We start from the raw sequence: 12,939 nt of genomic DNA on the forward strand, positions 1-12,939 counted from the left end.
GGCGTTGATAATTGCGGGAGGATGGCGGCTCATCGCCCCTGCCGGTGGAGAAGGTTCCTTGGACAGCCAGCGCAAATTCGCGGTGCAGAAACCCCAGGGCAAGAAATGGGAAACCCTGGCCCTGGTCGATAATCTGTCGGCCGGCAAGCGGGAGTTTAGCGAAGCGGTGCGCAGCCACGGCCGGGGCTATGTCCGGCTGATCCAGGTGGATTTCGAGAGCGAGGAGGCGCTGTCCAACTACGACTGGCGCCTGGTGGAGCTGCACGACCCCTACAAGGGCACGGGCCGGCCCAAGCCCACGGTGGTGGCGGGATCCGAACGCGCGGCCAAGCCCAAGAAGGGCAAGGGCCCCAGCGAAAAAGTGGCCGTCCCCATCCGCACCTGGATGCTGGCCTGCCTGGTGGCGGTGGCCGTCGGCGTCATGTGGGTGCTGACGTATCACCAGCCGTGAGGGCCGGTTGGTTCGCCCCAGGCGCCTGCGGCCGCAGTCGCGGCCTAGCCCAGTTCCGGCTGGAACTGGGCCTTGGCGCTTCGAGGACGAACGTAGGAGTGCCTTAATGCGTCGCCCGGCCCTCGCCGCCGCGCGTGGACACGCCGGCCTCCGCGAACGTCGCCATTCCGGTGTGGCAGGCGACGGCGGCCTGCAGGATGGGCAGGGCCAGGGCGGCGCCAGAGCCTTCGCCCAGGCGCATGCCCAGGGTCAGCAGCGGTTCCTGGCCGATGGCGTCCAGCAGGCGGCGGTGGGCCGGCTCGGCCGACAGATGGCCGACGATGCAATGGTCCAGGGCGCGGGGGTCCAGCTTGTACAGCACGGCGGCGGCGGCGGTGCAGGCGTAGCCGTCCAGCACCACCGGCGTGCGGGCCATGCGGGCCGCCATGACGGCGCCGACGATGGCCGCCAGCTCATAGCCGCCCAGGGCGCGCAGCACGTGGAAGGGATCGGCCAGCAGGTCGGCGTTGGCCGCCACGCCCGCCGCGACCACGGCGGCCTTGCGCGCCATGCCCTCGGCATCCAGGCCGGTGCCGGGCCCCACCCAGTCCTCCGCCGTGCCGCCGAACAGGGCCAGGCACAGGGCAGCGGCGGAGGTGGAATTGCCGATGCCCATCTCCCCCAGGCACAGCACGTCGATGCCGGTTTCCACCGCCATCATGCCGTAGGCCATGGCCCGGGCGCAGGCCTCCTCGCTCATGGCGGGGCCGTGGGTGAAGTCAGCCGTGGGATTGTCCAGGTCCAGCTCATAGACGCGCAGGTCGGCGTCGGCCTGGCCGCACAGCTGGTTCACGGCGGCACCGCCCTGGGTGAAGTTGTGCACCATCTGCGCCGTCACCGCCGACGGATAGGCCGAGACGCCCAACGCCGCCACGCCATGGTTGCCGGCGAACACCGCGACGCGCGGATGCTGCACCCGGGGGGGCGTGCGGCCCTGCCAGGTGGCCAGCCATTCGGTCAGGCTCTCCAGCCGGCCCAGGGCGCCGCGCGGCTTGGTCAGCTGCACCTCGCGCTGCATGACGGTGGTGGTGGCCTCCAGATCCGGGCCCGGCAGGTCGGCCAGGACGCGGCGGAATTCGTCGAAGGAGGGGATGTCGCTCATGATGCTCCGGCCCGATAATGGGACCCGCGATCAGGCGCCGGAGTGGCGCTGGCGGGCGAACGGGACTTCCCGTATACCGGAACCATGACTGATGCAACGGGGCCGCGCCTGGGCGGTGTCTTCGCCGAATTCATAGCCGCCGTGATCTTTTTGACGCGGCTGCCCATCCGTTGGCGCGGGGCCTGGCCCCAGGACCTGGATTCCCGGGCCCTGACCTGGTTTCCCATCGTCGGCACCCTGATCGGCGCCGTGGGTGGCCTGGTCTATTGGGGGCTCAGCAGCGTCAACGTCCCGCCCCTGCTTGCGGCCCTGCTGACGGTAGGCGCCCTGATGGGCCTGACCGGGGCCCTGCATGAGGACGGCCTGGCCGACGTGGCCGACGGTTTCGGCGGCGGGCGAGACCGCGATGCCAAGCTGACCATCATGAAGGACAGCCGGGTGGGCACCTATGGCGCCGCCGCCCTGGTGCTGAGCGTCGCCGCCCGCACCCTGGCCCTGGCGGCCATCGCCAGCCCCCACCACGTGGCCGTGGCCCTGATGGGCGCGCACGCCTATTCCCGCGCCTTCCTGCCGGGCATGAAGCTGTTGTTGCCGGAGGCGCGGCTGGTGGGCAACAGCGCCAATGTGGGCAAGCCCAACAGCGCCCGCGCCCTGGCGGCGCTGCTGGCCGGCTTCGTCCTGGCGGCCACCACCCTGAGCAAGCTGCCACTGGACGGCGGCATGACCCGCCTGGCCATCCTGGCGGTGGCGGCCGGCGGCGTCCTGGTCGTGGCCCAGCTGGCCCGGCGCCAGGTGGGCGGTATCACCGGCGACGTGCTGGGGGCGACGGAACAGGTGGTGGAGATCCTGTTCCTGGTGGCCGTGACCGGCGCCCTGGGCGGCTCCGTCGCCATGCCATGACCACGTCCTTCCCCCCCTCGGCACCTCCGCCCTTGGCGACGCCCCCCTTGGCGAAGACGGTGCGGTGGTGGTGGGTGCGCCACGCCCCCCTGGCGCAGCCGCATCAGATCGCCGGACAGGCCGATGTGGAACTGGCCCTGTGGCCGGGCTCCAGCGCCCAGCTGACGGCGGCCCGTCTGCCCACCAGCGCCGTGTGGCTGGCCAGCCCCCTGGGCCGCACGCGGGAGACGGCCGCGCGCCTGGCGGCCCTGGTCCCCGCCGCCCCACCCCAGCCGGCCACCGACCCCCGGCTGATGGAACAGCATTTCGGCGCCTGGCAGGGCCACAGCTACGCCGAACTGGAGGATGCGGGCGACCCGCACCTGGCCCCCTTCTGGGCCGATCCGGCCGGCGTCGCCCCGCCCGGCGGGGAAAGCTTCGCCGAGGTGTGCCGCCGCGTGGCCGAGGCGGTGGAGGAATGGAGCGGCCGGCAAACCGGCGACCGCGACATCATCTGCGTCAGCCACGCCGGCCCGGTGCGCGCCGCCATCGCCCAGGCCCTGGCCCTGCCCCCCGCCACAGCCCTGTCGCTGGACGTGGCGCCCCTGTCGCTGACCCGCCTGGACCGCATCGCCACCGCCGATGGCCCCGTCTGGGCCGTGCGCTGGATCAACCGCATCCCCTGACCCAACCTTGCCGCACGGCCGCCTTACTTCGCCTTTAGGGTCACCCCTACGGTGTCGGCGGCTTGGGGCCTAATGAGGCGTGCCCGTCTGGGGGCGCCCGACTGGGCCATGGGCGGCGGCACCCAGATATGGTAGGAATTCTGCCAACAACGTCAAAAGATGGTTCAGCCACGCTGAACCCCGACTAATGAGGATGAGGAAGATGATCGATCGGCGGCAGGTGTTGGCGGGTGCGGCGGCGGGCGTGGCGCTCGCGCTGGGAACCGCGATGCCGGCGCGGGCGGAGGTGACTGAGGCGCAGCTGATGGTGGAGCGCGCGCGGCTGACCGCCATGACCCTGCTGGGCGATCCGCAATACGCCCCGCTGAAGAACCTGCTGGGCCGGGCCAAGGGCGTGCTGATCCTGCCCAACGTCATCCAGGCCGGTTTCTTCCTGGGCGGCGGCGGCGGCACCGGCGTGCTGGTGGCGCGCGGCACCGACGGGTCGTGGAGCGGCCCCGCCTTCTACACCATGGCCGAGGCCAGCTTCGGCCTGCAGTTCGGCGGCCAGCAGGCGCAGATGATGCTGGTGATCATGACCGACAAGGGCCTGAACGCCGTCATGGACCGCAGCGTGAAGCTGGGCGCCGACGCCAAGGTGGCGGTGGGTGAGCTGGGCACCCAGGTCGGCGCCGGCTATGGCGTGGGCGTGGACGCGGACATGTACGTCTACGCCAAGACTAGCGGCCTGTTCGGCGGCTTGGCCGTCGATGGCTCGGTCATCACCCCGCGCAAGGAATGGAACGACATTTTCTACGGCCAGCAGACCACCCCTGAGCAAATCCTGCTGGACCGCGCCTTCTACCGGCCGGAAGCCCAGGCTTTGGCGAGCGTGCTGAGCGGTAGTTGAGGGATACCGGGGTCACCTCGGGCACCCACCGGCGCCTGGGGACCTCTCACGCCCACACCAGCGCCAGCAGCGCGATACACACGGCCAGCAGGCCGGCGGCGGCGGTCAGGGCCACGACGGCGCGCATGTCGCTGGCGTCGACGCGGGCGCGGCCGGTGCCCAGCCAGTCCTCGTAGACCACCATCTCGCCCTCCTTGCGCGGGCCGGCCAGGGCCAGGTTCAGGGCGCGGGCCACGGCGGCCACGGGCAAGGCGGCCGTGCCCTGGACGTGCTGGGTGCGCAGGGCGGCCAAGGCCGTGCCCGGACGGCTGCCGGGCACCATCAGGCAGCCCGCCGCCAGGAACAGCACGGTCAGGCGCGCCGGCACCCAATCCATGACCAGCAGGGCGCGGCGCGCCGGCCGGCCAAAGGCGGCATAGCGGGGTGAGGTGTGGCCCACCGTCGCCGCCACAGTCTCCACCGTCACCCAGATCATCAGGCCCGGCAGGTCGAACAGCGCGAACCAGAACAGCGGCGCCACCAGGCCGCGGCTGACCTGCCCCACCAGTGACTCCATCCCCGCCCGCAGCACGGCGTGACGATCCATGGTCCACACCGGCTTGTGGGTCAGCGGCGCCACCGCCTGACGCAGCGCCTCCTCATCCGCCGCCGTGGCTGCGGCCAGCAGGCCGCGCATGGTGACCAGCAGGCGGCCGAAAAGCAGCGCCCGCGTCACCAGCAGCAGCGACAGCAGCCAAGCCACGCGCAAATGCACGGCGGCGATGGTCAGCACCAGGGCCGCCAGCCCCACCCCACCCGCTAGGACCAGGACCAGCAGGGCGCCGCGCGCCAGGCGCACGCTATCCAGCCGCTCAATCCGGTTCAGGCGCTTGTCGGCCCAGCGCACGGCGCCGGCCAGCTGGCTCTGCGGCGTCGCCAGCCAGCGGTCCACGGCGGGAAAGCCGGCGATGAAGGCGTTCAGCACCAGGGCCAGCGCCAGCAGCAGCAGCGATTCCGCCCGGGGCGGGGCGAACGGTAGGGGGATCATGTCCGTCTACCGGGCCTGAGGCTGGCCAGGGTGAACGTCGGCAGCCGGTCCGACAGGCGGCGCAAGCCACCGCCCTCCGCCCCGCCCGCCGGCGGTTCCGGCGGCGGCAGGAAGCCCAGCGTCTCGGCCGCAGCACCCTGCGCGCCACCGCCCGGCACGCGCGAGGCCCCTGGTACACGCCAGGCCAGGGTGTCAAAGCCGCCGCAATGGCTGCACAGCGCCCCCCAGGTGGGGTTGACGCCGCCGCAGGCCTGGCACACCCAGGCGGCATCGGGGACGGCCCTGGCCGCCTGGGCCAGGTGGCCGCGCTCCTCCGCACCCTGGCCATGCTCGGCCGTCGCCAGTGCGGCCAGGCGGCGGTAGACGCGGGCGGTGGGCCGCAGGGCCAAGGCGCGGGTCAGGTGACCGCGGGCCAAGCCCCACAGGCGCGCCTCGGTCGCCGCGTCGGCCAGGGCGACGTGGGCCTCCGGCACGTTGGCGTCCAAGGCCACCAGAGCCTCCAGCCGCTTCACCCGGGCCAGCGGGTCGGCGGCGGCACCAGCCTTCTCTCCGGCGACACCCCAGGCGGCGGCCAGCTCGGGATGGGGCGCCAGCCGCCAGGATTGTTCCAGGGCGCGGGTGGCGGCACGGGCGGACCCGGTGGCCGCCAGCAGGCGCGCGGCCTGCACCGCCGCCGGCACGGACGCGGGCTCCAGATCGTGGGCCTTGCGCGCCAACGCCAGCGCCTGGTCCTGGTTGCCGTCGGCCTCCGCCGCGCGGCTGCGTTCCACCAGCAAGGCGGCGCGGTGGCGGCGCAGGGTTTCCGCCGGCAGGGCCTTGGCCGCCGTCAAGGCGTCCAGCGTGGCCGCCGCGGCGGTCCAGTCGCCGGCGCGCGCCTGCAGGTCGAACTGGGTCAGCAGGGGCCAGCGTGCCTTGGGCTTCAGGGCCGCCGCCTCCTGCACCAGGCCCAGCGCCCGCTGGGTCTGGCCGGCGGCCAGCGCCTGCAGGGCCAGGCCGCGCACGCCGACGAAGGCCATGTCCGGCTGCTTCAGCGCCGCGCCACGCTCGCGCATGGCTGTGAAATGGCCGGCCGCCGCCGCCTCGTCCCCCGCCAGTTGCGCCGCCTGGGCGGACAGCAACAGGGTCAGCGACGGTTCGTTCAGCAGGCCGTCGGCCTTGGCGGCCAGGCGGCCGGCGCCCGCGCCGTCCCCGCTGGCCACTGCCAGAAAGCCCCGGCCTAGGGCCTGGTATCCCCGCGTGCGCCGGCTGGTGCGGCGCCCCGCGCCGAGGCGCCCGGGGCTGCGCCATACCAGCACGAACAGGCGCACCAGGACGTAGGCCACGACCGCCAGCAGCAGCAGGGCCACGGCCACCACGCCCACCTGGGTCTGGATGATGTAACCCTGCCAATCCAGCCGCAGGGTGCCCGGCCGCTGCGCCACCCAGACCGCCAACGCGATGACCAGGCCCAGGCGCAGCAGGAACCACAGCGTCCGCCTCATGGGTGACCCCCGTCCGCCGGCTGGGATTGCGACGGGCCGCCACCCTCGGCCGGCACCGGCTCGCCCGGCTTGGCCTCCTCGGGCTTCGCCATGTCAGCCTTGCCGGTGTCGGGCGACGGAGCGGGCACGCTTTCGGCTGGCCGTTCCTTAGGCGGAGGCAGGCCGGCCTGCACATCGCTGACGGCACGGCGCGAGAGCCGGTTCATGGCGTCATCGGCGCTCAGCCGCGCCTGGGCATCGCGCAGCCAGGCCTGCACCTCGGGTGCCGCCGCCGACGGGCCGGACAGGGCCGACATTTCCGCCACCGCCGTGCCGATGTCGCCCCGGTCCAAGGCAGCGCCGGCGCGCGACACTACGGCGTCCGGTGCGTTGCCCTCGACGCGCCCGTCCTTGCGGCGGATGGTGACCAGGGCCTTGATGTGGCCCCACAGCTGTTGCAGCCAGTCGGCCCCCTCCGGCACCTGGGCCGCCTGCTGGGCGGCGGTGGCGGCGCGGTCGAAGCCTTCGCGCAGGGCCACAGGGCCGGCCAGTCCGGTGGCCTGGCTTTGCGCCAGCCGATCCAGCGCTTGGCGCAGGGCGTCGTCTTCCGGCGCCAGGCTGCGCACCGCCGACAGCTCCACCCCATAGGGCCGGCCGGACAATAAGGCCGCCTGCAGCTGGTTGGTCGCCACCAGCAGGGCCTGGCCGCGGCCGGCGGCGGCGGTCTGCGCCGCCAGCCGGCCGGACAGTTCCTCCCGCTGCTGTGCCGACTGGGCCAGCGCCTGCTCCAGCGCCCGCTGCCGGTCGGTCAGGCGGTTGAACTGGTCCGTCATCTGCTCCAGCCGGGCGGTCAGGGCCGGGTCGGGGGCGGCCGGTGCCGGGGCACCGTCGGCGTTCACCGCCGGGGCGGCGGCCAGCCTGGCCTTCAGGTCGGCCACCTCCTGCTCCAGCGCCTGCTGGCGCTGGCCGGCGGCGTTCAGACGGCGGACCATCTCGGCCAAGGTCGCCTCCGTCCCCGCCTGCTCCGCCGATTGCGCCGGCTGGGCGGTCCCTGATTGGGCAGCCGGGAGGGCGGCGGGCAGGCCGGCGCGGCTCAGCCACGGGTCCAAGACGCCGGCGCGATACAGCGACCAGCCACCGGCGCCCAGCGCCGCCAGGGAGATCAACAGAGCGAGGGCCGACACAGCCCCCCCACCCCGGCGCGGCGGCGGGGCGGCTGGCCGAGGCGCATCGCGGCGGATGGCGTCGGGCTTGGGTGCCTCCACACGCGGTGCGTCCGCCCGGGGCGGCTCCGCCATGGGGGCGTCCGTTTTCGGCAATTCCATGCGGGGGCGATCCGCGCGGAAGGTCTCGCCCGGTGGCGCGGGGGGCGGCGGCGGGGGTGGTGGCACGGCATCGTCCGGCCGGGCGCCCAGACGATAGCTGCTGGCGGGGGCCGACGGCTCCCCGTCCAGGGAGGGCTGGCCGGCGAAGGTTACGGGGCCGGGCGATAGGGGTCGATCGTCCGGCCCCGGCAGGGCGATGACCGCAGAAGGAGGTGGGCTGGCGGATGCTTCCGGCGCACCCATCACGGCATCCAGTTCGGTGGCTGTCAGGACCAGCCCCAGGCGCGATGCCGCCGCCTCCAGGTCGGCACGGCGGTTGGGTGGAATATGACCGCGCTTTTTCCAGCCCTGGACCGTGGTCACGGGAATGCCCAGCTTGGCCGCCATGGGCCGGATGCCGCCGAACCGTTCGACGATGGCGTCCACCTGCGGATTGGCGCCCGACTGGACCAAACCGCCTTGTCCCGTACCAGGGGCGGGGCCCATGCCGGGGGTGGGGCCCATGCCGGGGGTGGGGCCCATGCCGGAGGTGGGGGACGGGGCGTCCGAACCTTCACCGCTCATACGGCGATCCTTTCATCCTAAAAAACGCGTCCGGGCCCGTCGGGCACCAGGGCCAGCAGGTCCAGCAGGGCGGCCTGGTTGGGATGGGCGGCCACGGTCACGTGGCGGAACAGGGAGGCATCCCCCAGGGCGCCCGCCACCGCCGGGCTGAGGCACAGGGCTGAAACGGCGCCGAGATCGGCACGGCCCTGTACCGCAAGGTTAACAAACGTACGCGCCGACCGGGCAGAAAAAAGCAGCACATGGTCAACTGCGCCGGCCACCAACGCGTCACGGATACCGGGTAGCAGGGCATCCGCCGCCACCGCGCGGTACAGGACCAGGCGCTGGGCGGTGAAACCCTGGGCCGCCAAGGCACCGGCGGGATCGCCCGCCATATCGACACCCGCGGCGTGCAGCAGCAGGCCCGCGTCGGGCCGGGTTTCAGCTGCCACCAGGCCAACCAGGTCATCCGCGTCACCGGCGGCAGACCGCACGGTGGTGAAGCCCAGGTCGCGCGCCGCGGCGGCGGTGCGGTCGCCCACCGCGTACAGGGGCCACGTACGGGGGGCGCCCTGCCGGGCCAGGGCCCGTACGCCATTGACGCTGGTGATCAGCACGGCCTGCACCATGTCCAGCGGCGGCAGGGTGGCCGCCACATCCTCCACCGTCATCAGCGGATCGATCAGCACATCATGGCCCAGGGCCGCCACGGCGGCCGCCGTGCGGTCGGCTTCCGGCTGGGGGCGGGTGATGAGGACGGTGGCCATGGGTGCCGTCCGCTGCCGTGGTCAGGAGACGGTGAAGATGCCGGGCGGCAGGCGGCCCTTCAGCTCGGCACCCGCGTCCAGGCCGGCGGCCAGCGCCTCGGCGGCGGCGAAGCGGCGGCTGGTGGTGACGATGGTGCGGCCGTCGGGGCTGAGCGCCATGGCCTCCATGTCCATGCTGCCGTCGGCCAGCACCCGCGCCAGCGCGGCGATGGGGGTGCGGCAGGACCCGTCCAGGGCCGTCAGCACGCCCCGCTCCGCCGTCACCCGCAGGGCGGTCTCGGCGCAGTTCAGCGGCGCCAGCAGGCCGTTGGTCACGGCGTCGGCCACGCGCGTCTCGATGCCGATGGCGCCTTGGGCCACGGCCGGCAGCATGATGTCCGCCTCCAGCACCGCCGTCGCGTGACCGTCCAGGTTCAGGCGGCGCAGGCCGGCCATGGCCAGCAGGGTGGCATCCACCTCGCCCTCCGCCAGCTTGCGCAGGCGGGTCTGCACATTACCGCGCAGGGGCACCACGGTCAGGTCCGGGCGGCGGGCCAGCACCTGCGCCTGGCGCCGCAGGCTGGCGGTGCCGACAACGGCGCCGGCCGGCAATTCCATCAGCGTGGCGCCGTCGCGGCTGAACCAGGCATCGCGCGGATCCTCGCGCGGCAGCAGGCAGGTGATGTCCAGCCCCGCCGGCAGCACCGTGGGCACGTCCTTCATGGAATGGACGGCCAGGTCGATCTCCCCCGCCAGCAGGGCGTCTTCGATCTCCTTGGTGAACAGGCCCTTGCCGCCCGCCTCCGCCAGCGTGCGGTCCAGGATGCGGTCGCCCGTCGTCTTGATGACGACGATCTCGATGGCGCCCGGCAGGGCAAGGTGGGGATGGGCTGCCCCCAGCCGGTCGCGCGTCTCGTGCGCTTGGGCCAGGGCCAAGGGGCTGCCCCTTGTTCCGATACGCAGGGGAGCAATGGAAGTATGATGGGGCGTCGCGGTCGTCATGCTTGTCTGTCTATCCCCCTTTGCGGTTGCGGGAAAGGCCCCGGTCGGTGACAACGGCGCAAATCGTGCCGATTTGATATGGCTTAGGCCCGGCAAACGCCGGCTGGGTGCCGAAGGTTTTGAGTGATGATCGTCCTGGGTATCGAGACCAGTTGTGATGAGACCGCCTGCGCCATCGTCGATGACGCGCGGGGCATCCGCGCCAACGTCGTGCTGTCGCAGCTGGACGAGCATCGCCCTTATGGCGGCGTCGTGCCGGAGGTGGCGGCCCGCGCCCACCTGCATTACCTGGACGGCCTGATCCGCCAGGCGCTGGATGAGGCGCACCTGGATCTGGGCCAAGTGGACGCCATCGCCGCCACCGGCGGGCCCGGCCTGATCGGCGGGGTGATCGTGGGCGTCATGACAGCCAAGGCCATGGCGGCGGCGCGCGGCCTGCCCTTCGTCGCCGTGAACCATCTGGAGGGCCACGCCCTGACGGCGCGCCTGACCGATGACGTGCCCTTTCCCTACCTGCTGCTGCTGGTCTCGGGCGGGCACTGCCAGTTGCTGGAGGTGGAGGGGGTGGGCCAATACCGCCGCCTGGGCACCACCATCGACGACGCGGTGGGCGAGGCCTTCGACAAGACCGCCAAGCTGCTGGGCCTAGGCTATCCCGGCGGTCCGCTGCTGGAAAAGGCGGCGGCTCGCGCCACCAACCCCGGCCGGTTCGAGCTACCGGCCCCGATGAAGGGGCGGCCGGACTGCGACTTCTCCTTCTCGGGCCTCAAGACCGCCGTGCGCCGGCATGTGGAACAGCTGGGCACGCCGACCGACGCCGACGTGGCGGACCTCGCCGCCGCCTTCCACCATGCCGTGGGCCAGTCGCTGCTGGATCGCTGCGACCGCGCCATCAAGGCCTTCAAGGGTCGGCATCCGGCCAATGAACAAGGAGGGGGCCGGCACCTGGTGGTGGCCGGCGGTGTCGCCGCCAACAAATACTTGCGGGAGCAGTTGGCCAAGCTGGCGGCCAAGCGCGGCCTGATCTTCACCGCCCCGCCTCTGAACCTCTGCACCGACAACGCCGCCATGATCGCCTGGGCGGGGCTGGAACGCTTCCGCCTGGGCCGGACCGACGGCCTGGACTTCGCCCCCCGCCCCCGCTGGCCGCTGGACCCGACCGCGAAGCCGATGAAGTTTGCGGGGGTGAAGGCTTAAGGCCCCCGGCGTGAAAGTCAGGCCGTGACGGTGGGCCGGGCGGCGATGGCCGCCCCACCTCAATGCGCGGTGCTGGTGAACACCTGTTCCGCACCGGCCTTCTTGAAGACGACGCCGCCCTTCATCACGAAGTCGACCTTGCCCATCAGCGTGATGTCCTTGGTCGGGTCGCCGGGGACGGCGACGATGTCGGCGTACTTGCCGGCGGCGACGCTGCCGATGTCCTTGTCCTTCTTCAGCAGGGTGGCGGCGTTGATGGTGGCCATCTGCAGGGCGTACATCGCCGGCATGCCCACCTGGACCAGCAGGGGGAAGTCCTTCCAGTTCTCACCGTGCGGGTAGACACCAGCGTCGGTGCCATAGGCGAACTTCACCCCCGCCTTGTAGGCGTCGCCCACCGTCTTCATCAGCTGCGGGCCAACCAGCAGCGCCTTGGCCTGCACCGCCGGCGGATAGGCGTGGGGGTTGCCCTTGGCCTTCTCCGTCACATAGGTGCCCGTGTAGATGGTGGGCACGTAGTAGGTGCCGTGCTCCTTCATCAGCTTCATGTCCTGGGCGTCCATGAAGGTGCCGTGCTCGATGCTGTCGGCGCCGGCGACGACGGCGCGGCGGATGCCCTCCGCCCCGTGGGCGTGGACGCCGACGATGTAGCCGTACTCATGCGCCGCGGCGACCAGGGCCTTGGTCTCCTCCTCCGTCAGTTGGCTGTTGTCGACGCTGCCCGACAGGTCCAGCACGCCGCCCGTGGTCATGATCTTGATGGTGTCGACGTTCTGCTTGTAATGCTCACGCACCGCCTTCCAGGCGTCGGCCGTGCCGTTGATGATGCTGTCGTGCGCGCCGACGTCGGGCTGCAGGTCCATACGCAGGCCATCGCCGTCGTCGGCATGGCCGCCGGTGGAGCCGATGGCGGGACCGGCCGTGAGGATGCGCGGGCCGGCCACCCAGCCCTTGTTGATCTGGTCGCGCAGGGCCACCGTCTCATAATGGCTGTCGCCCAGGTTGCGCACGGTGGTGAAGCCGCCCAGCAGGGTGCGCTTGGCCCACACCGTGCTGCGCACCACCCAGTCGGCCAGGTTGAAGTGCAGCATGTCGCTGTAGACGGTGGGGGTGAATTCGTTGCTGAGATGGACATGGGCGTCGATCAGGCCCGGCAGGCAGGTCTCCCCCGCCAGTTCAACCACCTCGGCCTCAGGCCGGGTGATATAGCCGGAGACCACCTCGGTGACGCGGTCGCCTTGGATGACCACGCTGCTCTGGCCCAGCATCTTGCCGGCCACCGAGTCAAGCAACGCCGGGCAGTGCAGCACCACCGGCTTGGGCGCCGGGGCGGCGTCCTGGGCGTGCGCGCCCAGTGGGGCCAGCGCGCAACCGGCCAGCAGGGCAAAGGAATAGGCGGCGCGGCGGGCGCGGCCCGCCGTTGTCATCGTACCAACAGCCATTTCGGCATCCCCTTATTCAGAAGCCATGTCCCTGTTTCACCCGCCGGTTCACCGCCCGGTCGGCTGGGCGCCACGGTATCATCGCCTCGGCACCGCCGCCACCGGCCCATTGCGGAAGCCGGCCCATCCGGGGTAAGCCAAGGCCAGC

12 protein-coding genes are annotated in these 12,939 nt (G+C 72.3%); 5 read left to right on the forward strand and 7 right to left on the reverse strand.

The genetic code is table 11. From position 1 onward, the window contains the following. Nucleotides 1–58: 58 nt before the first annotated feature. Nucleotides 59–451 carry a hypothetical protein gene (locus FBZ87_RS11620; protein ID WP_145610509.1) on the forward strand — a complete coding sequence of 131 codons (393 nt, stop codon included), beginning with the start codon at nucleotides 59–61 and terminating at the stop codon, nucleotides 449–451. Between the two features lie 103 nt (nucleotides 452–554). On the opposite strand, the gene cobT is transcribed toward FBZ87_RS11620, so the two are convergent. After that, nucleotides 555–1,592 (reverse strand): nicotinate-nucleotide--dimethylbenzimidazole phosphoribosyltransferase, encoded by a 1,038-nt coding sequence (gene cobT, locus FBZ87_RS11625; protein WP_145610510.1) that lies wholly within the window; start codon nucleotides 1,590–1,592, stop codon nucleotides 555–557. An 84-nt stretch (nucleotides 1,593–1,676) separates the two neighbouring features. Here cobT and cobS point away from each other — a divergent pair, with 84 nt between their 5' ends. The 3 genes from cobS to FBZ87_RS11640 all read left to right on the forward strand — a co-directional run bounded on the left by cobS (nucleotide 1,677) and on the right by FBZ87_RS11640 (nucleotide 4,046). Next, nucleotides 1,677–2,492: an adenosylcobinamide-GDP ribazoletransferase gene (cobS, locus tag FBZ87_RS11630; RefSeq protein WP_145610511.1), complete on the forward strand. Its 816-nt coding sequence runs from the start codon at nucleotides 1,677–1,679 to the stop codon at nucleotides 2,490–2,492. Between the two features lie 47 nt (nucleotides 2,493–2,539). Next, on the forward strand, nucleotides 2,540–3,157 hold the full coding sequence (locus tag FBZ87_RS11635; RefSeq protein WP_246134367.1) for a histidine phosphatase family protein: 618 nt from the start codon (nucleotides 2,540–2,542) through the stop codon (nucleotides 3,155–3,157). A 202-nt stretch (nucleotides 3,158–3,359) separates the two neighbouring features. Further along, nucleotides 3,360–4,046 carry a lipid-binding SYLF domain-containing protein gene (locus FBZ87_RS11640; protein WP_145610513.1) on the forward strand — a complete coding sequence of 229 codons (687 nt, stop codon included), beginning with the start codon at nucleotides 3,360–3,362 and terminating at the stop codon, nucleotides 4,044–4,046. Nucleotides 4,047–4,092: 46 nt separating this feature from the next. Here the strand turns inward: FBZ87_RS11640 and FBZ87_RS11645 are convergent, their stop codons facing one another. The 5 genes from FBZ87_RS11645 to hemC are packed head-to-tail and all read right to left on the reverse strand — an operon-like array spanning nucleotide 4,093 to nucleotide 10,152. Continuing rightward, a complete protein-coding gene (locus tag FBZ87_RS11645) occupies nucleotides 4,093–5,073 on the reverse strand; it encodes a cobalamin biosynthesis protein CobD/CbiB (protein ID WP_145610514.1) in 981 nt (326 codons plus the stop codon). Further along, entirely contained in the window at nucleotides 5,070–6,554 is a 1,485-nt protein-coding gene (locus FBZ87_RS11650) for a heme biosynthesis protein HemY (RefSeq protein ID WP_145610515.1), read from the reverse strand. The genes FBZ87_RS11645 and FBZ87_RS11650 overlap by 4 nt, the downstream gene beginning before the upstream one ends. Then, entirely contained in the window at nucleotides 6,551–8,422 is a 1,872-nt protein-coding gene (locus FBZ87_RS11655) for a COG4223 family protein (RefSeq protein WP_145610516.1), read from the reverse strand. Before FBZ87_RS11655 ends, FBZ87_RS11650 begins: the two co-directional genes overlap by 4 nt. Nucleotides 8,423–8,439: 17 nt before the next feature. Then, on the reverse strand, nucleotides 8,440–9,171 hold the full coding sequence (locus FBZ87_RS11660; RefSeq protein ID WP_145610517.1) for a uroporphyrinogen-III synthase: 732 nt from the start codon (nucleotides 9,169–9,171) through the stop codon (nucleotides 8,440–8,442). 21 nt (nucleotides 9,172–9,192) lie between these two features. Next, the gene (gene hemC / locus FBZ87_RS11665; protein WP_145610518.1) at nucleotides 9,193–10,152 is read right to left on the reverse strand and encodes a hydroxymethylbilane synthase; all 960 of its coding nucleotides are present in this window, start codon (nucleotides 10,150–10,152) and stop codon (nucleotides 9,193–9,195) included. Nucleotides 10,153–10,278: 126 nt separating this feature from the next. Between hemC and tsaD the strand changes: the two genes are divergently transcribed. Then, nucleotides 10,279–11,349 carry a tRNA (adenosine(37)-N6)-threonylcarbamoyltransferase complex transferase subunit TsaD gene (tsaD, locus tag FBZ87_RS11670; RefSeq protein WP_145610519.1) on the forward strand — a complete coding sequence of 357 codons (1,071 nt, stop codon included), beginning with the start codon at nucleotides 10,279–10,281 and terminating at the stop codon, nucleotides 11,347–11,349. 59 nt (nucleotides 11,350–11,408) lie between these two features. Here tsaD and FBZ87_RS11675 read toward each other — a convergent pair whose 3' ends face one another. Next, nucleotides 11,409–12,791 carry a metal-dependent hydrolase family protein gene (locus FBZ87_RS11675; RefSeq protein ID WP_145610520.1) on the reverse strand — a complete coding sequence of 461 codons (1,383 nt, stop codon included), beginning with the start codon at nucleotides 12,789–12,791 and terminating at the stop codon, nucleotides 11,409–11,411. Nucleotides 12,792–12,939: the final 148 nt, after the last annotated feature.

Source organism: Nitrospirillum amazonense, assembly GCF_007828035.1.
Lineage (GTDB): Bacteria > Pseudomonadota > Alphaproteobacteria > Azospirillales > Azospirillaceae > Nitrospirillum > Nitrospirillum amazonense.